At 39.5% G+C, this 25847-nt stretch carries 23 protein-coding genes; 5 read left to right on the forward strand and 18 right to left on the reverse strand.

The window, feature by feature from the left end; translation table 11 throughout:
- Window position 1 precedes the first annotated feature (1 nt).
- The 6 genes from ORI98_RS08920 to ORI98_RS08945 form a co-directional block, all read right to left on the reverse strand.
- A complete protein-coding gene (locus tag ORI98_RS08920; RefSeq protein ID WP_261298184.1) occupies window positions 2–277 on the reverse strand; it encodes a hypothetical protein in 276 nt (91 codons plus the stop codon).
- On the reverse strand, window positions 274–2232 hold the full coding sequence (locus ORI98_RS08925; protein ID WP_261298185.1) for an ATP-dependent DNA helicase RecQ: 1959 nt from the start codon (window positions 2230–2232) through the stop codon (window positions 274–276). Before ORI98_RS08925 ends, ORI98_RS08920 begins: the two co-directional genes overlap by 4 nt.
- A gap of 21 nt (window positions 2233–2253) precedes the next feature.
- Window positions 2254–2622: a hypothetical protein gene (locus tag ORI98_RS08930; protein ID WP_261298186.1), complete on the reverse strand. Its 369-nt coding sequence runs from the start codon at window positions 2620–2622 to the stop codon at window positions 2254–2256.
- Between the two features lie 97 nt (window positions 2623–2719).
- A complete protein-coding gene (locus tag ORI98_RS08935) occupies window positions 2720–3481 on the reverse strand; it encodes a tRNA-uridine aminocarboxypropyltransferase (protein ID WP_306134996.1) in 762 nt (253 codons plus the stop codon).
- 69 nt (window positions 3482–3550) lie between these two features.
- Window positions 3551–4864 carry a CDP-diacylglycerol--serine O-phosphatidyltransferase gene (pssA, locus tag ORI98_RS08940; protein ID WP_306134997.1) on the reverse strand — a complete coding sequence of 438 codons (1314 nt, stop codon included), beginning with the start codon at window positions 4862–4864 and terminating at the stop codon, window positions 3551–3553.
- Between the two features lie 10 nt (window positions 4865–4874).
- Window positions 4875–5207, reverse strand: a complete 333-nt coding sequence (locus ORI98_RS08945; protein WP_261298189.1) for a DUF1904 domain-containing protein — start codon at window positions 5205–5207, stop codon at window positions 4875–4877.
- Window positions 5208–5438: 231 nt separating this feature from the next.
- Between ORI98_RS08945 and dacB the strand changes: the two genes are divergently transcribed.
- Window positions 5439–6959, forward strand: coding sequence for a D-alanyl-D-alanine carboxypeptidase/D-alanyl-D-alanine-endopeptidase (dacB, locus tag ORI98_RS08950; protein WP_261298190.1), 1521 nt, complete (start codon window positions 5439–5441; stop codon window positions 6957–6959).
- A 218-nt stretch (window positions 6960–7177) separates the two neighbouring features.
- On the opposite strand, the gene ORI98_RS08955 is transcribed toward dacB, so the two are convergent.
- Window positions 7178–8932 carry an acyl-CoA dehydrogenase family protein gene (locus ORI98_RS08955; RefSeq protein ID WP_261298191.1) on the reverse strand — a complete coding sequence of 585 codons (1755 nt, stop codon included), beginning with the start codon at window positions 8930–8932 and terminating at the stop codon, window positions 7178–7180.
- 172 nt (window positions 8933–9104) lie between these two features.
- On the opposite strand from ORI98_RS08955, the gene ORI98_RS08960 reads away from it, so the two are divergent.
- Window positions 9105–9989 (forward strand): hypothetical protein, encoded by an 885-nt coding sequence (locus tag ORI98_RS08960; protein WP_306134998.1) that lies wholly within the window; start codon window positions 9105–9107, stop codon window positions 9987–9989.
- A gap of 37 nt (window positions 9990–10026) precedes the next feature.
- On the opposite strand, the gene ORI98_RS08965 is transcribed toward ORI98_RS08960, so the two are convergent.
- The 9 genes from ORI98_RS08965 to aroA all read right to left on the reverse strand — a co-directional run bounded on the left by ORI98_RS08965 (window position 10027) and on the right by aroA (window position 18146).
- Entirely contained in the window at window positions 10027–10578 is a 552-nt protein-coding gene (locus ORI98_RS08965; RefSeq protein WP_306134999.1) for a DUF2058 domain-containing protein, read from the reverse strand.
- Between the two features lie 13 nt (window positions 10579–10591).
- Window positions 10592–11404 (reverse strand): SDR family oxidoreductase, encoded by an 813-nt coding sequence (locus ORI98_RS08970; RefSeq protein ID WP_306135000.1) that lies wholly within the window; start codon window positions 11402–11404, stop codon window positions 10592–10594.
- 38 nt (window positions 11405–11442) lie between these two features.
- Window positions 11443–12147 carry an orotidine-5'-phosphate decarboxylase gene (gene pyrF, locus ORI98_RS08975; protein ID WP_261298195.1) on the reverse strand — a complete coding sequence of 235 codons (705 nt, stop codon included), beginning with the start codon at window positions 12145–12147 and terminating at the stop codon, window positions 11443–11445.
- 72 nt (window positions 12148–12219) lie between these two features.
- The gene (gene lapB / locus ORI98_RS08980) at window positions 12220–13380 is read right to left on the reverse strand and encodes a lipopolysaccharide assembly protein LapB (RefSeq protein ID WP_306135001.1); all 1161 of its coding nucleotides are present in this window, start codon (window positions 13378–13380) and stop codon (window positions 12220–12222) included.
- A 2-nt stretch (window positions 13381–13382) separates the two neighbouring features.
- Window positions 13383–13691 carry a LapA family protein gene (locus ORI98_RS08985; RefSeq protein WP_306135002.1) on the reverse strand — a complete coding sequence of 103 codons (309 nt, stop codon included), beginning with the start codon at window positions 13689–13691 and terminating at the stop codon, window positions 13383–13385.
- Window positions 13692–13813: 122 nt separating this feature from the next.
- Complete coding sequence (gene ihfB, locus ORI98_RS08990) at window positions 13814–14101, reverse strand: integration host factor subunit beta (RefSeq protein ID WP_261298198.1); 288 nt, start codon at window positions 14099–14101, stop codon at window positions 13814–13816.
- Window positions 14102–14180: 79 nt separating this feature from the next.
- Window positions 14181–15848 carry a 30S ribosomal protein S1 gene (gene rpsA, locus ORI98_RS08995; protein ID WP_188839695.1) on the reverse strand — a complete coding sequence of 556 codons (1668 nt, stop codon included), beginning with the start codon at window positions 15846–15848 and terminating at the stop codon, window positions 14181–14183.
- Window positions 15849–15985: 137 nt separating this feature from the next.
- Complete coding sequence (gene cmk, locus ORI98_RS09000; protein ID WP_261298199.1) at window positions 15986–16672, reverse strand: (d)CMP kinase; 687 nt, start codon at window positions 16670–16672, stop codon at window positions 15986–15988.
- Window positions 16673–16844: 172 nt separating this feature from the next.
- Window positions 16845–18146 (reverse strand): 3-phosphoshikimate 1-carboxyvinyltransferase, encoded by a 1302-nt coding sequence (gene aroA, locus ORI98_RS09005; RefSeq protein ID WP_306135003.1) that lies wholly within the window; start codon window positions 18144–18146, stop codon window positions 16845–16847.
- Window positions 18147–18536: 390 nt separating this feature from the next.
- Here aroA and ORI98_RS09010 point away from each other — a divergent pair, with 390 nt between their 5' ends.
- Window positions 18537–19727, forward strand: coding sequence for an amino acid aminotransferase (locus tag ORI98_RS09010; protein ID WP_306135004.1), 1191 nt, complete (start codon window positions 18537–18539; stop codon window positions 19725–19727).
- A 60-nt stretch (window positions 19728–19787) separates the two neighbouring features.
- Here the strand turns inward: ORI98_RS09010 and serC are convergent, their stop codons facing one another.
- Window positions 19788–20879 (reverse strand): 3-phosphoserine/phosphohydroxythreonine transaminase, encoded by a 1092-nt coding sequence (gene serC / locus ORI98_RS09015; RefSeq protein ID WP_261298202.1) that lies wholly within the window; start codon window positions 20877–20879, stop codon window positions 19788–19790.
- A gap of 173 nt (window positions 20880–21052) precedes the next feature.
- The gene (gyrA, locus tag ORI98_RS09020) at window positions 21053–23749 is read right to left on the reverse strand and encodes a DNA gyrase subunit A (protein WP_306135005.1); all 2697 of its coding nucleotides are present in this window, start codon (window positions 23747–23749) and stop codon (window positions 21053–21055) included.
- 379 nt (window positions 23750–24128) lie between these two features.
- Between gyrA and ubiG the strand changes: the two genes are divergently transcribed.
- The gene (gene ubiG / locus ORI98_RS09025; protein WP_306135006.1) at window positions 24129–24851 is read left to right on the forward strand and encodes a bifunctional 2-polyprenyl-6-hydroxyphenol methylase/3-demethylubiquinol 3-O-methyltransferase UbiG; all 723 of its coding nucleotides are present in this window, start codon (window positions 24129–24131) and stop codon (window positions 24849–24851) included.
- A 1-nt stretch (window position 24852) separates the two neighbouring features.
- Entirely contained in the window at window positions 24853–25539 is a 687-nt protein-coding gene (locus ORI98_RS09030; RefSeq protein WP_306135007.1) for an HAD family hydrolase, read from the forward strand.
- Window positions 25540–25847 lie beyond the last annotated feature (308 nt).

Genomic DNA, 25847 nt, shown 5'->3' on the forward strand with positions numbered 1-25847 from the left:
GTTAAAACCTTCTTACACGCACTACTTGCATGGTTTCAACTTTGAAACCCGCGATGGTTTCCTCTCTTGGGTAATAGGTTAAATTGACTTTTTGGCCTGTTAAGTTTTTATATTTTTTATTACGACGATACTTAAAAGGTACGTCATAGCCTTTTACCATCAAAGTTTGTAAAAACCATTCTCCTTGCTCGCGTTGAGTATGCGATTCAACAGTTACCCCCTCGCTGTGGATCAAATTAGAATGTTTCTTAAGTAATTCATCACTATCAGTAGTCATTTATCCTCCAAAGTGTTTATAGCATTAGCGATATCTTGATAGCGCCATTCACTTAACGCACCATGCCCAGCTAAATTTTTCACCTTCAATCTAGCAAAAATCGGCACACTCATACCCGCTAAAAATTTAATGATTGTGTTATGGGTAACAGTGATATTTTTACTGGCAACGTGTTGTTTCAATTCGTCGATATAGTGTTTCAGTTTAACATCGTCAATGACTTGGTTAATTTGAGTTATTGGTAACTTTGCTGGTAATCCATCACACACACTACAATGTTGGCAATAGATTGGAGCATTTTTATCATCAAAATAGCGGGCTAAGTTATGTGATAAACAAGACTCTAGCTCAAAAAAACGTACCAATTGGGCTATACGTTGGATTTCTTTATTTTGTTTATCTTTAAAGTAACGCTGCATTTGTTCTGCAATTGAATGCTGAGCAAGGTTGACCATATTAACATGAAATACCTGGGTCATTTTTTTTGTTTCTAAAATAATCAGATCTTGCTCTGCTAAATATTCCAATGCTGCAACAATCTTTGCGCGAGGAGCTTGTGTTGCTTGATGTAGACCATCAAAATCTAATTGGCCCCAGATCTTTTTAAACTGGGTATGATCAAAAATATGTTGCAAAAAATCGGCCCTAGATGGGTTAAAACGGCTAAGCAGTTCAGATTTTTCGACTAAAAGTTGATATTTAAAATCGGCAAAATAGGCAAAGCTGGGGGCTATGATGTCCTGTAATTCAAGTTGCACTAATAACGTTTTTAATGGCAAGGTTTTAATGTTACAGGCTTTTGAAAGCGCTAATTCTTGCATCTCCCATGTGCCTGTTTTATCGGTTTCCTGTTTAATGATATTAAGTAATGATTCAATATCTACTAAATCAGGGGTATCTGCATATACAAAGTTTTCGAGGGTGTTTAAACCATCTAAATTCGCTAAGGTGATACAAGTTGATGGCTGAGCATCTCGTCCGGCACGGCCAATTTCTTGGCTGTAATTCTCAATCGATTTGGGTAAATCATAATGAATCACAAAACGTATGTCTGATTTATCAATCCCCATACCAAATGCGATGGTTGCTACAATCACTTGCACTTGATTGGACATAAATTGTTGCTGAATTCGTTGCCTTGTTTCGGTATCCATTCCAGCATGGTAGGCACAGGCATTAACGCCCGCGACTTGAAGATATTGAGCAACCTGCTCAGCAGTCTGTTGAAGCGTAACATAAACAATACCACTGCCCACTAGGCGGCTAATATTGCCAGATAAAGTAATATTTTTATTAGCTTGAACCACAGGCTGAATTTGTAAATTAAGGTTATTACGATAAAACCCCGTTTGCACTACATGTTGCGGTTCAATATCAAACCGAGCACACATGTCCATTTTAACTTTCTTAGTTGCTGTGGCGGTCAGTAATAGCACTTGGGGAATAGCGTATGTACGACAAATTTGGGGGATTTTTAAATAATCAGGCCTAAAATTGTGTCCCCACTCTGAAATACAATGCGCTTCATCAACCACAAGTTGAGATATAGTTATTTGTGTTAGAAATTGTCTAAATCGCTCGTTTTTAAAACGTTCAACGGAAACCATTAAAATTTTGCAATCACCTTGTTTGACCGATTGCATCACAGATTGAATTTGTTGTTGATTTAAACTGGAATCAATACTCGCGGCGTGAATACCTTTTGACTTCAAAAATAACAGTTGATCTTGAATTAATGCTAATAGTGGTGAAATAACTAAGGTGACGTGGGGTAAATTCAGCGCACTCAGTTGATAACACAAAGACTTACCAGAGCCGGTTGGAAATATAGCTAGGGTGGAATGACCGTCAATGACTTGCTGGATCGTGGTTAACTGCCCTTCCCTAAATGAATCAAAACCAAAAAACTGTTGTAACTGAATTGATAAAGTGGCGCGGTTCTGATGTTCAAACATGGGTTATCCTAATGTCATCGTCTATTCAGTAGAGGGGTGTTTCCTCGCAATATATTTATTGATCAATTCAGTTAATTTATCTTCAAAAAATTCTTCTAGTTGACTAAGTTCTGCATTACAGGCTTGAACGTATTTAGTCGCTTTGTCTTTGGTTAGAATTTTACCCGCTAGACTGTATTGTGCTTCATCTAGGCTTTTATCAAATCTTGGGGTCAACTGCCACTGACAAATATCAGCATTAAGTGATTGCAATGCCTTCTGGGCAATAATACAAAACACTTCTATATGATCTATACCATCAGGTCCCAAACATCCAGGCTCAAGTCTGTATAGGATCACCAATTTATGATTAACACTATTTGAACCTTGGTTAGTGGCTCCATCACTCATGGCTTTAATTGTCCTTGGAAGAAATAAAATCTCATTAACTGTCTTTATCTTACTGCTTCTATAGGCTAATCGCGAATAATTTAGTCGTTCAAAGCACTTATTTAGCTGCCTGCAGAGCATTTTGATACTGCATTTCAAACTCGATAATGGGTGTAAGTGTTTCTTTGGCTCGACGATTTCGGCCAAGTAATGAAGATTCAACAAACAAATCAAACCACTTTTGAAGCACGACACCGTTAAGACGCTCGCCTGCGGCTTCAATTGCTAACGCCGCAACTTCAGCCGTACCCAATTGGAATTCATGACTGCCTTTACGTAATGCATAAGTCGCTAACATTTCTGGCGCGAAAGATAGCACTGGCATCTTTTGTAGGTAAGGACTTTTACGGTACATTTTGATTGCTTCACGCCAACTACCATCCAACATCACCAGTAATGGTCGCTTGTTGGATAAATTTTCATTAGTTATCTGACGAATAACTGATTGATCATTTTCAATGTATTGCTCAGGAAAAATCAAATAAGGTTGGTAAAGATCACTTTCGAGTAAAGCTAGCATTTCTGGTGCTGGCTCGGTTCTATTCCACAAAAATGCATGTGTGTCAGGAATCAAATCAGCAATTAATCTACCGGAATTAGTGGGTTTTAGTACTTCATCATCATACATTATCAACATAAAACTGAGTGTTGAATTAAGTGTTCGACGAAGATGGCAGGTACAGAATTGCACGCCAAGTAAGCATAAATCACAGCGAATGAGCTTTTTGCCTCTGGCGCCAAAAGGCTTTGTTGATAGTGATTTTCTATACTGATATAACTGGTGGACGGCGTGCGGTGATGCTATTGACTTGTCAGTCATAACCTTAGCTCATGTAATGAAAAAATCATCACTGTTGACAGTGATGATTTTGTAAAAATTATTATGCTATTATAAAATACGTTTAAGCAAAAAGTCTGCTTTTAATCGCCGAATACGATTCATAATTTTTTGAACCGGTTGAGGGTAAGTTCGCAAAGAATCTAATTGGCTGTAATGAAAAAGCCTTTCAGTGTGTTGCAAAATATGCGCTTGTTCATCTGTAAATTGCTGTTTCCAGCTTCCCGATTCGTCATGCAATAGTAAGCCATTTTCAAGATCAAGCGCCCAAGCTCTTGGGTTTAGATTAGAACCCGTGATCAAATGTTTCTTGTTGTCACAACTAATTCCTTTTAGGTGATAGGAATTATGTTCATGTTTCCATAAATAGATGTTGAGTAAACCCGTCTCTATAGCCCATTGTTGACGTTTAGCAAACTTACGTAAAGATTGCTCATACATATACGGCAAAGCCCCGATAGTTGAAAAATCTTTTTCGGGTGGGATATAAAAATCGTTCGCGGTTTTATCGCCAACGACAATATCAACTTTAATCCCCTCTTTTAACTTTTTAGTGATGACTTTGGACAAGGCTGCTGGGGGATTAAAGTAAGGCGTACAGATGAATAAATGCTTTGTTGCACTATCAACTAAATCAATAACCGCTTGGTTTAGTAAATTATCTTTTTTACCTAAGCCAATTAACGGCGTAACTCGATTTCCCGTACGAGTTGACACATACTCATATTTTGCTTGAGCTAAACGACCTTTAAAACTGCGAATGTCATTTTTCTCACCAACAACTTCAGTGTCAGCGGGTTGAGTTAATGCAGCTACAGCAGGATCATTACTGATAAACTTCTGGATCATGCCACGCATGCTTTTAGCGAGTTCAGCACTCTTGATAACATGGTAGCGATCAAAACGATATTTATCGCCCTGTTGCATATAAATATTATTAATACTTGCACCACTGTAAATCACAGTGTCATCGATGATGAATCCTTTTAAATGAAGGACACCCATAAATTCACGAGACTTAACTGGTACACCCAAAATGTCAATTGGGTATTTAGCTTCAGCAATGGCTTTGCGATATAAAATATAATTACCACTGTCACCTTTTTGGCCAATTAATCCGCGCCGAGCGCGATGATAGTCAACAAGGACTTTAACATCTAACTCAGGATTACGCGCTTTAGCATCCAGAAGTGCTTGCAGTACTTCTCTGCCAGCTTCATCATCTTCAAGATACAAAGCCGCGATATAAATTGATTGTTTAGCTGAAGCAATGTGGTTCATTAACGTATTTTTGAAATTTTCGGGCGTTAATAACCAACTGAGTGCATCAGGTGATAGTGAAATTCCACCTAGCTTATCCAGCAAGGCTACCTCCTTAAAAATGTTTACCATTGCGATAGTAACGTTCACGATCTAATACGTGAAACATAACAGCGATATCTTTAATTGAATCGTCCGCTGTTGTTAGGGCATCGCGAATAGCGCATTCGACAGCATCTTGAATGGGTTTCTCACGGGGAAACCAAAATATCTCAACCAAAACGAATTTCAAAAAAGGTGTAGTACCTGTGAATTGTTTTGATGCTAATAACTCTAGCGTATAACTATTTCTCGTGTTACCGCAGATATTTGATAACTGTTCAAATAGTGAGTCGCTTATGTTCTCGGCAATGTACGGACTCACTCCGCGTATTGTTAAATGAGGCATCTCGCTAACTCGAATGATGAATAAATTGGCATAGAAAGTACCGATTTAACATCTAATGAGCAAGAAATTTCTGATAAAACACATCAAACAAGCGCACCTAACGCCTAATTTATATGCATTTGTGTCATTGGTTAAGTAAAAACGCATTTAATGTTTATTTGATGCAAAGCATTTCAAAACGCAACAATATGACGTAATTTAGTGGTTATGTTGTTCAAACTTAGTATCATTATGCGTTTAGCTAATATTAGCCGTTTCATATTCCCTTATTTGTTATTAACAACTGCTAGTTTTTCGTTAACCCTTGTTCATTCAGCTGAATCATCAGCAATGTTACCGCCCGAAGATCAACAACATGTTATGGCATTGATGGATTTTATCACTCCGAACCAGTCTTTAGTGGCGCTCAGCATTTGGGATTTAAGTGATAATAGAAATGTCTATCAACAAAACGCAGATGCACTGATGAATCCTGCTAGCATTCAAAAAATACTGACCGCATTAGTGAGTGCAAAACAGCTTGGTCAATCTTTCCGCTATCAAACCAGTTTATATACCGAAAAGCCTTTAGCCGTTGTAAATGGCATTTTGGATGATAATGTTTATGTTGAATTCTCGGGTGATCCTACTTTAAAACAGGGTGATTTGACTGATTTGATATCACATTTATCAAAGGCTGGAGTGAAGCAAATTAATGGTGACATTCATTTAATCGGCCATCAACAAGATCAACTTCAAGCACCTGGTTGGGTGTGGGATGATTTAGGTATTTGTTATGCTGCGCCTTTGTCGAGTTTTATCATAGATAAAAACTGCGTTTTTGCCCGTCTTAGTGCTAATGGAGTCAATAACACTGCAACATTAAAAGTGATGGGTAAAAGACCTATCTATGTTGAAAGTGAAGCGGTGTATACACAAACCAATCAAAGAGAAGTACCTTGTGATCTGCAGCTGTCACGTAAAGACAGTAATCACTTTATACTCAAAGGCTGTTATTCTGGGGCTAAATCGCTGCCTTTGGCAATTGCGGTTAGTGAGCCGCAAGGATATGCGGTAAATGTAGTTAACAGCATTTTCAAAAAGCATAATATTAGTGTTAACGGTCAAATAATTGTTGAGTCAAAACCACGAAATCCAACAGAATTAACCATCATTGCACAGCACTTATCAGCGCCGCTTACCGAATTGATTGATGAAATGTTACTCAAATCTGATAATTTAATGGCAGAAGCTTTATTACGTACCAGTGCAGAAAAATATTTTAATCACCCATTAAATTTTAATCAAACCACCAAAGCGTTTATTGCTATGTTGCAAGATCTTGGTATTGATTTAAGGATCGCCAATGTCGCGGATGGATCAGGCTTGTCACGTTATAATTTATTATCTGCTGAACACGTTATGTCGGTATTGAAAGTCATCGCAACTGATCCTAGTTATCAATTTCTTCTCAATAGTTTTCCTGTGGCCGGTAAAAGCGGTACATTAAGATACAAGCGATATTTCAACAAACCACCATTAAAAAACAAGGTTATGGCGAAAACGGGCAGTATGTTGGGTGTCGCAAATTTGGCTGGGCAGTTCGTTGCTTCAAACGGCAAAACGTATTTATTTGTGTTGATAGAAAATGGCTTAAGTCCACAAATCAAACGCAAACAAAAAGCGCCCTTTTCGGCAGTATTATTACAAGGTTTAATGGATATACCTTTAGTACAACACCCGCAAATGATGATTAAACCTTTATCTAAATGATCTTGAGAAATGACTCACCATTTTATCTAAGCATCATAAAGTTTTGGCTGCGAAAAATTAAATTTTCTGCAAGTAACACCGAAATTCAATCGCATGTCCGAGTGAGAGACAAGTTAGAAAACACTTGTTATGTTGATTTAGCTCAAACTTAGACAATAAAAAAGCACCAAAATGGTGCTTTTTTATTGTCTGTTTGTACTAAGTTAAATTGGTTGAATTTAGAACATCTCTGCTGGCATTTGCATAATCGAAGCATCACCATTATTGACTTGCGCTAAATGATAATCAGCTTTAACTAATAATTTATCAATATAAAAATCACACAGATAACGCTTTTGAGTTGCAAAATCAGTATCAACGTTATCGGTAGATTTGTCTGCCATAATTAACCAGAAGTAACCATACAAGGTGTAGCCAAATGCATCTAAAAAGTCTACCGCACAGGCATTAATCAATGCGGGTTGAGATAATTTATTATCATTGATATAGGTCGCAGTGGTTAAAAGCGCATTAAGTCTTAAGGTAACAACTTCAACATGTTCAGGTTTAACATGCGTTAACTGGTTTAGCGTGTGAATGGATTCATTAACGAATAGTGTGAGTGTCTCAAGGTTATCTCCCGTGACTTTTCGGCCTAAAAAGTCGATAGCTTGAATACCATTAGTGCCTTCGTAAATTTGTGCAATACGAGTATCTCTTACAAACTGCTCGATACCAGTTTCACGAATATAGCCATGACCGCCAAAGACTTGTTGAGCCATAATAGTGGCATCTAAACCCCTATCAGTTAAAAATGCCTTGGCAACTGGTGTCAACAATCCTACATATTGTGCTGCTTTAGCTTTAACATCACCTTCAGCGTATTTTGCTAAATCTAATTGCTTACCTGTTAATACCGACAACGCACGACCCGCTTCAGTCATTGCTCTAATGGTTAACAACATACGTCTAACGTCACCATGTACAATAATTGGATCAGACACACCAGTTGGTTTAACACCAGCAGCAACACCTTGTAAACGCTCTTTTGCATATTCACTTGCCATTTGATAAGCCGCTTGTGCGTTACCTAAGCCTTGAATGCCAATTGCCAAACGCTCGTAATTCATCATAGTGAACATACAAACTAAACCACGTTCAGGCTCACCAACTAAGTAACCAATGGCGCTATCGTAATTCATCACACAGGTAGCCGATGCTTTTAAGCCCATTTTATGCTCAATGGACCCTACAGTTACGCCATTTGATTCTCCAAGACTGCCATCCTTGTTCACTTTAATTTTAGGTACAAGAAATAGTGAAATACCTTTAGAGTCGGGCAATTTTGCTAACACAAGGTGAATGACGTTTTCTGTTAAATCTTGATCGCCGCCAGTAATAAAGATTTTGTTACCCGTAATGGCATAGCTCCCATCATCTTGAGGTACTGCTTTGGTGCGAATACCACGCAGATCTGAACCTGCATGAGGCTCTGTCATATCCATTGCACCAGCCCATTGACCAGAGTAAAGGTTGGGTAAATAAGTGTTTTTTAATTCTTCATTCGCATGAGCATTAATACACAGCGCGGCACCGGCGGTAAGTGAGCTATAAAGGACGAATGAATTACAGGCGCTATATCCCATCTCATCCACAAGAATACCCAGCATTTTTGGCATTCCCATACCACCAAATTCAGCGTCGCCACATAAACCGACCCAGCCGCCTTCTGAGAATTGCGTATAAACCTCTTTAAACCCATCTGGGGTAATGATGTTATCACCCTCGTGTACGACCCCTTGCTCATCACCTGTTCTGTTTAAAGGATGAATAAGATCACGGCTGATTTTGCTGGCTTCGTCTAAAATAGCAAGCGCAGTGTCAATATCGACCATTTCAGATAGTTCTGGCAATTGTTGCCACGTACTTGTTGCCTCAAATACGTCTTCTAACAAAAATTGCATGTCCTTTAACGGCGCTTGGTAAGGGTTCATATCAGTCTCTCAAACGAATAATTAAAACAGTTGTTTAAATTTATATAAATTACGAGATGAATACAAGAACAAACTCTGTAATAAACGATGCGAAACACATTTTTTTATTAATGAGTGGTAAGTTACCCTCTCAGGTTTATTCTAATTCACCTTTTGGGTTAGAATAGAGTCAGTGATTGAATCTATAGAAAACATGATGTCTTTAACACCGCTATACCACTCGCTTGAACGTGCAACCATAATCGGCAATGCAGATGGTGATTGGTCCCCCTGCAACGATGGTGCAACCATCACTTTTAACGCAACCGTGCACACCAACACCATTAATATTTGTAATGGTCCCTATGCTGGTGTAAGTGAAGCTTTTACCGTTGATAGAAGCGAAAATGATCAAGCATTTGTTGAAATACTCACCACTGTGGCACAAAGCCTAGTTAGTCAGATTGATTGTTGGCCATCGTCTGGGTTAACCACAGCGGTTATGTTGGCGGTGATCTCAAAACACGTTTCTTTAATGCGAATGTCTCTTTTGCCATCATTGGCCCGCTGTGAAAATATGGCTGCTTCTGAAACACTACCCTGCATGGTACACAATTGGCTTGGAGAACGAAGAATAGCCTTGGGTATTGCCCTCACTCATCCTCATTTGTATTGGCCTGAGTTATATATTCAGCCGACTGTTTTACATGAGAGTTCGCAACAATTTATTGATGATCCTTTTGCCATACTATTGGGAGCTGGCAAGAGCTCAGAAAATGAAGAAATAGATCCAAGCCAGATTTCAAGATTGAAAATTCAAGCTCAACGTCCAAATGACTATGAAGAACAATTAACTATTTTAAAAAATTTAGCATCGCTCGATATTCATTATTGGTTGACCGCAGCGACTCAACATAAGCTGCTAAAATGTGAAAAATTGTTTTATAACCAAACTCCTGAGGATAAGTTGTCGAATTGGTTTTTGGTCGATTTGAAAGCCTCGCAACTGCTAGATCCTATCCGTCACCAGTTAGCATATTGTCAGCAAGTATTAGTATTACAGCACATCAAAGATTAAAAAGCCTCACAATGTGAGGCTTTAACAAGCATGTTGATTACCACATTAAATCATCTGGAATCGCATAGTCGGCATAGGGATCATCTGCATCACTTACCTGCTCTACCGCATTATTTGCCGTTTCATCCCAAAGATAGCCACACCACTGAGGCACTAAAAGCTGAACTCTAACAGCCAGTTTATGTGGTACTAAATAGCTCTTGTCTTCATAACGTATAATACCTAACGACCCATTAAGCAGTTGAGCTTGAATTTTGTCGTTAATGTAAACAGAATAGATTTTGTTTTCTAACGTATAATTAAACTTAGTTTCAGCCTCTTTAGGCAATGAAATGGCAAAGCGTGTAAATTCGGTAATTAAACCTTTTACTTGGCCTTTTTCTGTTGCCTCTTTAAATCGCTGTTCATTTAATTGTTTGTCTTTATTCGCTTGCTGTAATTTTTGTTCCGCAATTTGTTGTTTCAATGCTGCACTGCCATCATCAACTTTTGCTTTTTTATCTCTACGCTGTTGTGTTCTAGCATTTTTTACTTTTTGTTTGCTGGCTAAACCGGCTTTAAGTAACTGTTCTTGTAATGCATTCGCCATAGTAAATCCTTAATTATAAACCCTGTTTTACAGCCATGCTGCCTAATTCGGTCATTGCGATACTGGCGCCACCCAAAGACCAACCGCCATCTACAGGTAAAACTACACCTGTAATATAAGAGGCCATATCTGAAGCTAAAAACAATGCGGCGTTAGCAATGTCTTGTTTCTGACCATTGCGTTGTAATGGCACACTTGAGGCAACTTTTTGCTGCAAAGCATCGTTGGGCGCTAATCGATTAAAACCTTCAGTGTCAGCGATAGGGCCTGGCACAATAGAGTTAATTCTAACGCCTTCGATTCCCCATTCAATTGCTAAGGTTCTAGTTAACATATCAACCCCGGCTTTAGCTGCACAAACATGTGCTTGAAGTGGCATTGCGATATAGGCTTGTGGGGCTGAAATTTGAATGATAGAAGCATTTGGGCGCTTAAGTAACGAATAAGCTTGCTTTAACACTTGAAAACTACCAATGAGATCAATATCGATAACAGATTTAAAACCGTTATTAGAGAGTTTGGCTGCACTGGCGGGGAAGTTACCTGCGGCGCCACTGACTAGTACATTAATATGGCCAAATGATTTTGCAATAATAGTAAAACCTTGTGCTAAAGCGAGTTCATCACGCACATCAAAACTGACACCAAGGTGGTTGCCGTTTGGGTTAGCTTGTTTTAATAATGCCACAGCAGCATTCACTTTCTCAATATTTCTGCTGGCAACAGCCACATTGGCCCCAGCGTTGGCAAAGCTCACTGCAACTTGTAAGTTAATACCTGAGGTACCACCGACCACAACAACGTTCTGGTTAGTATAATCAAACATATTTAATCCTTATAAAAATGCAGTGAGTCGATAAAAACTTAAACTTGAGTTTGTAACGATTGATGAATTGCCGTCAATGCCGCTAATGGGTCAACAGCTTTGGTAATAGGTCTACCAATCACCAAATAATCTGAGCCGACAGCGATAGCTTGTGGCGGTGTCATAATGCGATGTTGATCACCAGCGTCACTTCCCGCTGGGCGTATTCCAGGAGTCACTAACTTAAAATCTTCACCAAAAGTAGATTTTAGCAATTTTGCTTCTTGAGCCGAACAAACTACACCATCTAACTCCGCTTGATGTGTCAGTTTAGCCAAGCGTAATACATGTTCGAATGCAGGCACATTGATACCAAGTAACGCCAAATCTTCATCTGACATTGAGGTTAAAACCGTTACGGCGATTAATAATGGTGCATCTTTGCCGTGTGATTTTAGTGCATTTTTGGCTGCTTGCATCATGGCTAAGCCACCACTAGCATGGACGTTTGTCATCCAAACGCCTAAGTCTGCAGCAGCACTGACTGCTTTAGCAACCGTATTAGGGATATCATGAAACTTTAAATCTAAAAACAAATCGAAATTACGATTATGGATATCCTTAACTAATGTTGGTCCGAACAAAGTAAACATCTCTTTGCCAATCTTTAATCGACACATTGCAGGGTCTAATTTATCGATAAGCGTTAAGGCATCAGCTTTGTTGTCGTAATCTAATGCCACAACAATCGGTTTATCCGTCATACTGTCTCCAACTTAAACATCTAGTGCTTTTAAATAATATTGATTTATGTTCTGTAATTACAGAGAAGTAAACTATTCTCCGTCTAACCCTTTAATACGTTTTATACTGCCCCACTGCTTACATGATGGGCAATGCCAATACAAAGCATGTGCAGGAAAACCACACTCGTGGCAACGATAACTTGGGCGATATTTAATTTGCTGTTCTACTAACTTTTCAAGCATAGCTAAACTTTGCTTAGCCTTGCCATTTTCAGCTTGTTGAATATGGAGTTTCATTAAATGCTGAAACCCTTTCATTGTTGGGTGTCGATATAGATTATCCAGCATCATAGCTTCGGCATTTTCACTGTTATCTTTGCTAATTTGATGTTCCGCTAATGCAATAGCAATCGTTGCACCTGCGCCTTTAGCTAATGCTTCACTGAGCAACTTTTCATAACCATCGCAATCTGATGTTTGGCGGTAAACCTGTTTAGCGATATTTATACAATCAGGGAAAAGTGCGAGATCCGCATTTAACAATTGTACCAGCGCTTGTTTGCATTCTTTAAACTGAAGACTATCTAAGTATATGTTTGCCAGAGCTAACCAGGCGCGACCACAATTTTCATCCTGCTTAATTGCAGAATGTAACTTTTGGATTTTAATTTGTGTATCAGATGTTTCATCTGCGAGCTGGCAATAAAAATGCGCTGTGGTGCATTTAAACACCTGTTGACGTTTTTTGGGAAGCTTTTGGGTCACGTTAATGGCGTTTTGCCACTCTTTAGTGACTTGATAAATAGAAATCAATTGTGCCTCAGCTTCTTCACTATGGTCTTCTTGATTAACCAAGTTAAGAAAAATTTCTTCGGCGCGATCGTAAAAACCTGCTGCCATATAGTCTTTACCTAATTCCATCATCGCAATATCACGCTGCTCTGTGGTTAAGTGTGGTCTGGCAATTAAATTTTGGTGAATACGAATCGAGCGGTCAACTTCGCCACGTTTTCGAAATAGTGAGCCTAATGAGAGATGTGTATCTATGGTTTCATCATCAACATCTAACATACTAATAAAAAGATCTACGGCTTTATCTGATTCATTTGAAAGCAAAAAGTTTAAGCCCGTAAAATAATCACGGCTTAATTTTTTACTTTTTTGACTATCACGTTGCAGAATACTTCTCCGCCCCATATACCAGCCGTAACCCGCTGCGATAGGCAATAATAGAAACAGTATTTCAAGCATATTTAAGGTGCGATATCCACGTGGGGCTGTGCCGCTAAGCTTTTACTATTTTCTGTTTGAACGTGCCCTAATTTGGCAAGGCTTTTGTTCGCCTTTCGTAAAGCAAGTTTCATTCGCATAATATAAAAACTGGCAAGCAACCAACTCAACACAAATCCAGTTAAAAATACGACAGCTAATACAACGGGTAAACGATACTGACCTTCGGCGACAAAGTAACTTAAAGTGACTATCTGTTCATTTTTAGCACCGAATAATAAGGCTAAGATAAACAACAGTCCTACAATAATAATTGCGAAAAAAGACTTCACGTGATTCTCCATTTGAACAAAGCAATAAAATGATTATCTAAGATATTTACTGTGCTGACCAGCTTTGACTTTGAATAGATACAAAAAAGCCTCCAACTGGAGGCTTTTTACTCAAGCGTTAATCATTGATTAACAGCATCGACACGTTCGCGCAGTTCTTTACCCGGCTTAAAGTGCGGTACATATTTGCCTTCCAACTCAACTGAGGTTCCAGTTTTAGGATTACGGCCAACACGTGGCGCACGATAGTGAAGAGAAAAGCTACCAAATCCACGGATTTCAATACGATCACCGGTTTCTAATGTTGTTGCCATTTGCTCCAACATTTCTTTGATAACACTTTCAACTTCTTTCGCCGACAGTTGCGACTGCCTGGTGGCGAGTTTTTCGATAAGTTCAGATTTAGTCATCCTAGCTATCCCCTATTTCCAAGCCAAACACAGTCGCCTAATGGGGAGGGATACTCCCCATACAACAGACGATTTTCGATTACTTACGAGCTGCTTTGAAAGCTTCAGCCATTGCGTTGCTGATTACAGCATCGTCTTGCTTGTTCAAAGTTGCAATCGCTTCTTTCTGTTCAGCTTCATCTTTCGCTTTGATAGATAAGCTGATAGAACGGTTCTTACGATCTACACCCATGAACTTAGCTTCGATTGCATCACCTACTGAGTATACTGTAGATGCATCTTCGATGCGCTCTGCAGAAATGTCAGCAACACGGATATAACCTTCAACAGTTTCAGCTAGTTCAACTGTAACACCTTTAGCATCAACAGCAGCAACGGTACCGTGTACTACGGTGCCTTTCTTCTTGTCAGCTAAATATGCATTGAATGGATCATCTTCAGTTTGCTTAACACCTAGGCTGATACGTTCACGCTCTGGGTCTACTGAAAGAACTACAGCGTGGATTTCATCGCCTTTCTTGTATTCAGACACTGCATCTTCGCCAGTACCGTTCCAAGAAATGTCAGATAAGTGAACAAGACCATCGATTCCGCCGTCAAGACCAATGAAGATACCGAAGTCAGTGATTGACTTGATCTTACCTGATACTTTGTCGCCTTTGTTAAACTTAGTAGCGAAGTCATCCCATGGGTTAACTTTACACTGTTTTAAGCCTAAAGAAATACGACGACGTTCTTCATCGATGTCTAGAACTAACACTTCAACTTCATCACCTAAGTTAACAACTTTAGATGGGTGAATGTTCTTGTTAGTCCAATCCATTTCAGAAACGTGTACTAGACCTTCAACGCCTTCTTCGATTTCCACGAAACAGCCGTAGTCAGTCAAGTTAGTTACGCGACCAGTTAAACGTGTGTTTTCTGGGTAGCGCTTGCTGATTTCTAACCATGGATCTTCGCCAAGTTGCTTAAGACCTAGTGATACGCGAGTACGCTCACGGTCATACTTAAGTACTTTAACGTTGATTTCGTCACCAACATTAACGATTTCAGATGGGTGCTTAACACGTTTCCATGCCATATCTGTGATATGTAATAGACCGTCAACACCACCTAAATCTACGAATGCACCGTAGTCAGTAAGGTTCTTAACGATACCTTTAACTGCTTGGCCTTCTTGTAGATTTTCAAGAAGTGCATCACGCTCAGCACTGCTTTCTGATTCGATAACAGCACGACGAGAAACAACAACGTTGTTGCGCTTCTGGTCTAGCTTGATAACTTTGAATTCTAATTCTTTGTACTCTAAGTGAGCGGTGTCGCGAACTGGGCGCACATCAACTAGAGAACCTGGTAAGAAGGCACGGATACCGTTTAATTCAACAGTGAAACCACCTTTAACTTTACCATTGATGATACCGATTACAGTTTCAGCATCTTCGTACGCTTTTTCTAGAACGATCCAAGCTTCATGACGCTTAGCTTTTTCGCGAGATAATTGAGTCTCACCAAAGCCATCTTCAACAGAGTCAAGCGCTACGTCAACTTCGTCACCAACTTGAATTTCTAAAACGCCTTGTGCGTTTTTGAATTCGTCAGCAGAAATTGGGCTTTCAGACTTAAGGCCTGCGTCTACAAGTACCATACCGTTTTCGATGGCAACAACTGTACCACGAACGATAGAACCTGGACGGAACTCAAGAGTTTGAAGGGATTGTTCAAATAGATCAGCAAAAGATTCAGTCATGTTTTTAAGTTACTTTATGTAATAAACCACCATCCATCCTAGATGTGGAGTCTAGTAATATTATCCACGTCATCCTTAACGTGAATACCTACAGCTAGTTTAGCTTAAATAACTAATAAAGTTACTATAAATCTTAACTAGTCCGTAATTTTTTTGTTTACATGCTCTAATACAAGAGCAAGTACGCCTTCAATTGAGATACCACTAGTATCGATAACTAATGCATCTTCAGCTGGAACCAAAGGTGAGGCTGAACGATTAATATCACGTTCATCTCGTTCTATAATCTCAGCTAAAAGGCGGTCGATTTTAACATCGAAGCCCTTGTCCTGCAACTGATTAAAGCGTCTTTCCGCTCGCTCTTGAGCTGAAGCGGTTAAGAAAATTTTCGCGGGCGCTTGAGGAAACACAACAGTTCCCATGTCTCGGCCATCTGCCACGAGTCCAGGCATTGCTGAAAAGGCACGTTGACGGCGTAATAATGCTTCACGAACACGCGGTAAGGCGGCGACTTTAGATGCAGCATCAGAGCACTCTTGACTACGAATCGTTGTAGTCACGTCTTCGCCTTCAAGCACAACTTTAATGGCATTACTGTCAGTATTAGTTAAAAACTGCACGTCTAAGTGAGCGGCCATCAAGGTTAATGCTTCTTCATTACTCAATTCTATATCGTGATGAATAGCTGCAAGGGCAAGTACGCGATAAATTGCACCGCTATCTAATAAATGCCATCCTAAATGTTTGGATAATAACTGACATATCGTCCCTTTACCTGCACCGCTAGGACCATCCACAGTCACGATTGGAGCCCGTTCAGTCATAAATTCCTCCGAAAAACATCATCCATGAATATAAAAAGTTTTACCCAAAATTAAGCGGCGGTATTGTATATCAATTCTCATTAAAAAACCTTTAATGGGCTAAAAAATTACTCAAAAGCAGACGAGATTGGCAGTTTATATGACAATCTCGTTTGCGTACAAGGCTTCAGGGTTATTTAAGTTGATTAATAGAATGAGTTGATAAACGTTGGAACTCGTCAAAATACGTTGGGAATGTCTTTGAGGTGCAATCTGGATCATTAATGGTGATGCCACAATCAGCAAATGCCACTAATGAAAAACACATCGCCATTCGATGATCATTATAAGTATCAATTGCTGCTGTATTAATTGTGTTAGGTGGCGTGATGGTAATGTAGTCGTGCCCTTCCTCGACTATTGCACCTACCTTACGCAGTTCAGTCGCCATTGCTGCTAATCGATCGGTTTCTTTTATTCGCCAGTTATAGATATTACGTAAAGATGTAGTGCCTTTTGCAAACAAGGCAGCAGTCGCAATTGTCATTGCCGCGTCTGGAATGTGATTCATGTCCATATCAATGGCAGTTAAAGACGACTTTCTTGCTATAATAAAATCATCTCCCCACTCAATTTCCGCGCCCATAGCTGCAAGTGCATCAGCAAACTTTACATCACCTTGAATACTGAGTTTTCCTACGCCAGTCACTTTTACATCGCCGCCACAAATGGCACCTGCAGCCAGAAAATAGGATGCTGAAGAGGCATCCCCTTCAACAAGCACTTTACCAGGCGAAATATATTGCTGACCGGAGATAATTTCAAAACGAGCATAGTTATGGTTAATCACCTCTACACCAAACTGCTTCATTAATGCGATAGTGATATCAATATAGGGCTTTGAAACCAGCTCTCCCTTAATCACAATATTAACGCTGTCTTTTGCTAAAGGTGCGACCATCAACAAAGCGGTCAAAAATTGGCTTGATAAATCACCTGCAATCTCAACATCACCACCGTTTAGCCCCGTCGCATTGACAGTTAGTGGTGGAAACCCCGGATTTTTAAGGTAAGTAATAGCACCACCAAGTTGTTGTAAAGCGTCTACTAAATCTCCAATAGGCCTTTCTTCCATACGAGGTTCGCCCGTTAAAGTAAACTGCCCTTGCCCTAAGGTTAAGGCTGCGCATAGTGGACGCATAGCGGTACCGGCATTTCCAAGAAAAAGCGTTTGCGGCTCAACTGAATTCAATACACCACCAAGGCCTTGAACTTTGCACACTGTGTTGTTTTCACTGAGCTCAAATTTAACACCTAACTGTTTAAGTGAGGCTAACATATATCGAATGTCGTCAGAGTCGAGTAAATTTGTGAGTGTTGTGGTGCCTTTAGCTAAAGTCGCTAGCAACAATGCCCTGTTAGAGATACTTTTCGAACCTGGAATATTAATTTCGCCATTCATCTTTTCGATAGGCTCTAAATGCAGTTGCTTCATGTATGTCTTCTTCTATCAATTAATTAAATTCAGGATTCAAACTGTAGTGAGCTTATGGTGAACATAAAATAACTGGAACTATTTAATTACATTCACCATAGTCGCTATACATTAATGAATGAACCACAGGTTTCAAGTCATTTTCACGCTTAACGGCGAGATTATCAGGTTTATTGAATAAAATGCCACTCTATGTAATGGGAAGCCATTACAGCAGATTGTTGTTAAAGATGACAGTATTTTTTGTATGTCATTAATAGTTTCCAACTGAAATATTCTCAACTTAGCAATTAAACTGATTTGAGATAAATAAGGGCTTTAACTAAGTGTTTAAAGCGCGCTATCCTAGCTGAATATAAAAAGAAATGTCATTCATTAAAAGGTCTTCTCATGTTTGAATTATTAAAAGCCATGCCTGCTGATCCTATCTTAGGTTTGTTGACTCAATATCGTGCTGACTCACATCCACAAAAAGTAGATTTGGGCGTGGGGGTTTATAAAGATCCGCAGGGTCACACTCCTATTCTTGCTTGCGTAAAAGTGGCTGAACAACGACGTACAGATTCTGAAGATACTAAGGTTTATATTGGTCCTACTGGTTCACCTCTGTTCAATCAATTAATGACCGAACTCGCTTTTGGTAAAAATCATGTCGCTTTAATTGCCAATCGTATTAGAACAGTTTCAACCCCCGGCGGCACAGGCGCACTTCGTGTTGCTGCAGATTTCATTAAACGTTGCCGCCCTAATGCGGTGCTATGGGTGAGCGATCCTACATGGGCGAACCACACAGGATTATTTGAAGCTGCGGGAATAACTGTTAAAACTTATCCTTATTATGATTACGACACAAAATCATTAAAATTTGAGCAAATGCTTGCAGCGTTAAATCAGGTATCAAAAGATGATGTTGTACTTTTACACGCATGTTGCCACAACCCAAGCGGTATGGATTTAACCACAGAACAATGGGATGAAGTCATTAGTGTGACGGCAAAACAAGGTTTTACACCACTTATTGATATGGCATATCAAGGGTTTGGTGATGGCGTTGATGAAGATGCTTATGGTGTTCGTCAAATGGCTGCAGCCGTAGAAAACATGATTCTATGTAGCTCATGTTCGAAAAACTTTGGCTTATATCGTGAACGTATTGGTGCCTGCTCTATTATTGGCAAAGATGCTGCTCAAACTGATGTGGCATTTTCGGTATTATTATATGTCGTACGTTGTATCTACTCTATGCCGCCAGCCCATGGTGCCGCAATTGTTGAAACCATTTTAGCGGACGCAGAATTAAAACAGCAATGGTTAGATGAATTAGCTGTGATGCGTAACCGTATTAACGGTAATCGCAGCATGTTGGTTAATAAATTAATTGAAAACGGTGTTGAGCAGGATTTTAGTTTTATAGCTCAACAAAAAGGGATGTTTTCTTTCTTAGGTGTTAATCAATCTCAAGTTGAAACACTTAAATCGCAACACAGTATCTACATGGTGGGTTCAAGCCGGATCAGTATTGCAGGGATCAGTGAGTCGAATGTGGACTACTTAGCGAAATCAATCGCATCCATATTGTAAAATATTTAAAAAAAGGGCTGATTCATCAGCCCTTTTTAATATCGCTTTTAATCGTTAATACTAACTGTGTTGCTTGGCAAATTCTTGCATAAACACAACTAATTTTTGTACGCCTTCAATTGGCATAGCATTGTAAATACTTGCACGCATACCACCGACTATACGGTGTCCTTTTAAGGCCACTAACCCCGCCTGCTCTGCGTCCGCTAAAAATTGACTATCTAACGCACTATCAGCCAGTTGGAATGTTACGTTCATTCTAGATCGATTTTCAATGGCAACACCATTTTTATAAAATGGGAGTAGATCAATACATTCGTAAAGTAATTGCGCTTTTTGTTGATTGATTTTTTCCATGGCACTGACGCCACCGACACTTTTTAGCCATTCAAATACTTCAGCAGCTAAATACCAAGCAAATGTGGGTGGAGTATTGAACATCGAGTCATTATCTTTAGTGATGTTGTAATCCATCACTGAAGATTGTACTAAACTAGGCAATGACAACATATCATCGCGTACAATCACAATCGATAAACCAGAAGGGCCGATATTTTTTTGGGCGCCCGCATAGATAAGACCAAATTTACTGACATCAATTTCATGAGACATAATGGTTGATGATAAATCAGCAACAATCGGCCAAGGGCTAGTAAGTGACTCAAATATTTCAATACCGTCAACGGTTTCATTCGCGCAATAATGCACAAATCGATAATCTTTGTTGATTTGGTTTAGATCAGGCAAACACACCTGATGTAAGCCATTAATGGTTTCAACAATATTGATCTCATCAATCTGCGATTCTCCGGCAATACGTTTGGCTTCTTTAACAGCTGAACTAGACCATTGCCCTGATGTTAAATATAAAGCGCGTCCGTTATTACCCAAGAAATTAGTGACCACATTGGTAAATTGTGCCCTGCCACCACCATGCATGAATAACACATGATAGTTTTGTGGAATATGCATGAGCTCACGGAGTGTCTTTTCAGCTTGCTGTGTTAAAGCAATGAACTCTTTACTCCGGTGACTGATTTCCATTACGGAAACCCCTAAGCCATTCCAATCAATTAATTCCTGTTGTGCTTTTTGCATTACCGGTTGAGGCAACATCGCAGGACCTGCACAGAAATTATAAATTGTGCTCACAGACAACTCCTTCACTCAATGTTATTGATATCAGTTAGATGATAATAGACATGTAATACTAAGGGCTTTATTAGCTGATGAATAGTGCTTTATGAGTCGTTTTTGATGAATTTTTTTCCGTAAAATAAAACGAGCGCCATAGGCGCTCGTTTTCATTTAAGTAAACCACAAGATTACTCTTGTTCGTCTGACTCTTCTACTTCAGTGTTTTCAACCGTAACATCTTCAGACTCAGTTGAATCAACTAAAATTGGATTACCTTCTTCATCTAACGCTTCATCAGATTGAATTTCTTCAATACGTTGTAAGCCAACCACTTTTTCATCTTCAGCTGTACGAATGATAGTGACACCTTGGGTGTTACGACCAATCACAGATACACCTTCAGCGGGAGTACGTACTAAAGTCCCCTTGTCACTGATTAACATGATTTCATCGTTACTACCAACCTGAACAGCACCAACAACGGCACCATTACGACTGCTTACTTTGATTGAAACCACACCTTTAGTGCCACGGCTCTTAGCAGGATATTCTTCAAGCTCAGTTCGTTTACCGTAACCGTTTTCAGTCACAGTTAAAATGGCACCATCACCCTTAGGAACAATCAAGGATACAACGCGTTGGCCTTCTTCTAACTTGATTCCACGAACACCCGTTGCAGTACGACCCATCGGACGTAGCGCAATGATTTCTTCACCGGTTTCAGGGTCAATTTTCACTGCACCAGTTTCAGAATCGCGAGCTTTCTCGTTAAAGCGTACCACTTTACCTTCGTTAGAGAACAACATGATGTCGTCACTACCTTCAGTAATATCAACACCAATAAGCTGATCGCCTTCTTTAAGGTTAACAGCAATAATTCCGTTTGCACGTGGGTTGCTATAAGCGGTTAAGGCTGTTTTCTTTACAGTACCGTGCGCGGTAGCCATGATAATAAATTTATCATCAGCATATTCACGAACAGGTAAAATCGCGGTAATACGCTCACCATCAGATAACGGTAATAAGTTAACAATGGGTCGACCACGAGCCGTACGACTTGCAAGCGGTAATTGATAAACTTTTAACCAGTACATTTTACCAAAATCAGAGAAGCAAAGAATCGTATCATGGGTATTAGCTACTAATAGTTTTTCAACAAAATCTTCATCTTTAACTTTGGTAGCGGCTTTACCTTTACCGCCACGACGCTGCGCTTGATAATCTGTTAATGGCTGGTATTTGGCATAGCCCAAGTGAGAGAGCGTTACCACAACGTCTTCTTCATTGATCAAATCTTCAAGACTCATATCAATTTCATTAGCGTTAATAATGGTTCTACGCTCATCACCGTATTGCTCAAGGATCTCTTGCAATTCTTCTTTGATGACTTCCATCAAACGTTCTGGGCTGCGCAAAATCAGCAGCAATCCAGCAATAAGCACTAATAATTCTTCGTATTCACTCAGAATTTTTTCGTGTTCAAGACCGGTTAAACGATGTAAACGTAATTCAAGAATGGCTTGCGCTTGCTGTTCAGTTAAATAGTACTGACCATCACGGATACCGTATTCAGGTTCTAACCATTCTGGACGTGCTGCATCATCACCAGCTTTTTCCAACATGCCTTGAACGTGGCCTAATTCCCAACCTTGGGATATTAATTTGGCTTTGGCTTCAGCTGGAGTTGGAGAGGCTTTAATTAACGCAATAATTGGGTCAATGTTAGCTAATGCAATAGCTAATGCTTCAAGAATGTGGGCTCTATCGCGAGCTTTACGTAATTCAAATACAGTACGACGTGTAACCACTTCACGACGGTGAAGAATGAAACACTCTAGCATTTCTTTTAGATTGAATAACTTAGGTTGGCCATTGGTTAGGGCAACCATGTTAATACCAAAAGAACATTGCATTTGAGTTTGCGCATATAGGTTGTTAAGTACAACCTCGCCCACTTCACCGCGTTTAATTTCAATGACAATACGCATACCGTCTTTGTCAGACTCGTCACGTAATCCACTGATACCTTCAATTTTCTTATCTTTAACAAGCTCAGCAATTTTTTCAATTAAACGTGCTTTGTTAACTTGATAAGGAATTTCATGAACAATAATACGTTCACGGCCGTTTTCATCGGTTTCAACGTCGGCTTTAGAGCGCATAATGGCGCGACCACGGCCGGTGTTATAAGCATCAATAATGCCTTTACGTCCGTTAATCGATGCAGCAGTGGGAAAATCTGGACCAGGAATGTATTCCATTAACTGTTCAATCGATAAGCTAGGCTCATCAATTAATGCCAAACAGCCTTTGACCACTTCACTTAAGTTGTGTGGTGGAATATTGGTCGCCATACCTACCGCAATACCTGAAGAGCCGTTAATTAATAAGTTCGGCACTCGTGTTGGTAATACAGCAGGAATAAATTCAGTACCATCGTAGTTAGGTACAAAATCTACAGTTTCTTTCTCTAAATCAGCCAATAAAGAATGGGCTAACTTTTCCATACGAATTTCGGTATAACGCATTGCCGCCGCTGAGTCACCGTCAACCGAACCGAAGTTACCTTGGCCGTCTACTAAGGTGTAACGTAACGAGAATGGCTGCGCCATACGAACGATAGTGTCATAAACAGCAGTATCACCATGCGGGTGATATTTACCGATAACGTCACCAACAACACGAGCGGATTTTTTATAAGGTTTGTTCCAGTCGTTTTTTAGTTCGCTCATCGCAAATAATACGCGGCGGTGTACCGGCTTTAAGCCGTCACGCACGTCAGGCAATGCACGACCCACAATTACGCTCATAGCGTAATCTAGATACGAATTTTTTAGTTCGTCTTCAATATTAATTGGCGAAATAGATGAAGCCAGATCAGTCATAAACTGCGCGTTCCCCTGAAATTGAGCTGACGACTTTTATTCCATATTATCGTCGAGCTTTAAAACGTGATTTGGCATTCTAACACAGATATATATTGTCGCTAGAGCAAACCGAAACCAATTTGATTTTAGGGATAAAAAAAATACGAATTAACAAATGTGACAATAAGTTAGCAAAGTTTGTATTCAATAAAATTACGCTAAAATTTATCCTAAATTAGAGATATGTGAGTATTAACTCGATTAATTGTTCAAATAACATGCGCTTCACTTTGATTATCGAGGCTGATCACACGCAATGCGATATTTTAGCGCTATTAAAAACTGTTTGAGACGATATAATGTCGACATAATCAATAATGGATAAATTAGGTACCGCATGTCTACTGAAACCTCTTCTAATATAAATGTCGATCCACAAGAGATTGCGAAATTTGAAGCAATGGCTCAAACATGGTGGGATCCAAATGGTGAATTCAAACCATTGCATCAATTAAATCCGTTACGACTTAACTATATCGATCAAACCTCAAAGGGCATTTTTGCTAAAAAAGTGCTTGATGTTGGCTGTGGCGGTGGGATTTTATCAGAAAGCATGGCTAAAATTGGTGCCCATGTCGATGGACTCGATATGGGTGATGAGCCGTTAGACATTGCTCGTCTTCATGCCTTAGAAAGTGGTGTCACGGTAAACTACATAAAAAGTACCGCTGAACAACATAGGGATAGCCATAAAGGTTATTACGATGTCGTCACTTGCATGGAAATGCTTGAACATGTACCAGACCCCTTATCGGTTATTCAAGCCTGTTGCAACATGGTTAAACCGAATGGTTATGTGTTTTTCTCAACCATTAACCGAAATTGGATGTCTTATTTACAAACGATAGTTGGTGCAGAGTATCTGTTAAAAATGCTGCCAGTTGGCACCCATGATCATAGTAAATTTATTCGCCCGTCTGAGTTGATTGATCTTGTCGATAAAACGGATTTACTGTGCAAAGACGCTTTAGGTATAATTTACAACCCGTTATCTGGTGTATTTAAATACAGTAAAAGTGTTGATGTGAATTACATGATTGCCACTCAAAAGATTGATTAAATTGGCAACTTCAACCCATGGAGTTGATAAGTCAGCGATTAAAGGCGTGCTGTTTGATTTAGATGGTACGCTTGCTGATACCGCGCCCGATTTAATCTACGCGTTGAATCTTGCTTTAATAGATGCAGGCTTTGCAACGTGCCAGATTGAACAGGTTAAACATGCTGTAACCCATGGTAGTCTCGCCCTAGTAAAAGCTGCGCTTCCTAATGTTGATGAAGCATTGCAATGCCAGTTACAACAATCATTATTAAGTCACTATAAAGTCATTAATGGCGATAAAAGCGTTTTATTTGGCCTGCTTGATAAACTGTTAACTTATTTAGATGAAAATAACGTTCCATATGGCATTGTTACCAATAAGCATGCATGTTTCGCGCGGCCTTTAGTCCATAAACTGGGCTTAACCTCAAGGATGAAGTCAATCATAAGTGGTGACAGCACCCTTTATTCCAAGCCGCACCCTGCCCCTATGTTACTTGCGGCACAACAAATCGGTGTGCCTGCATCAAATATCTTGTATTTAGGGGATGCCGAAAGGGATCTGGTTGCGGCACAAAATGCCAACATGATCGGTGGTGTTGCCTATTGGGGTTATCTGTCTGCTTTTGACACCCCTGAACATTGGCCTGGGCAATTACATTTTAAAACTTCAAAATGTTTACATGACTTTTTTGTTACAACTTAAATATGGTTCTAATGACGACTCGTTTGTGACAATTTAATCACTCATTTTGGGTCAATAGAAATGATTCTCCCTGTCATTAGTATTGGATCCAAACATTGATTTAAAGATCAATAAAAAAATGCGCTCGCTAATGCGATCGACGATAATTTTAGCGATCAAACTTTTTTCATTTTTAGAACAATTAAACAACAGTAGATAGAAAAGCTATTGAAAATTGGGGTGTAGGGTTAGCTTTTACTAACCCCTGCATTTATCCTCAACTTATCCACAAGATGTTCTGAAAATTGTGGCTTGCAAAATGCCGCCAA

Origin of the sequence: Shewanella sp. ULN5 (assembly GCF_030731885.1) — a bacterium.
Classification (GTDB): domain Bacteria; phylum Pseudomonadota; class Gammaproteobacteria; order Enterobacterales; family Shewanellaceae; genus Shewanella; species Shewanella holmiensis.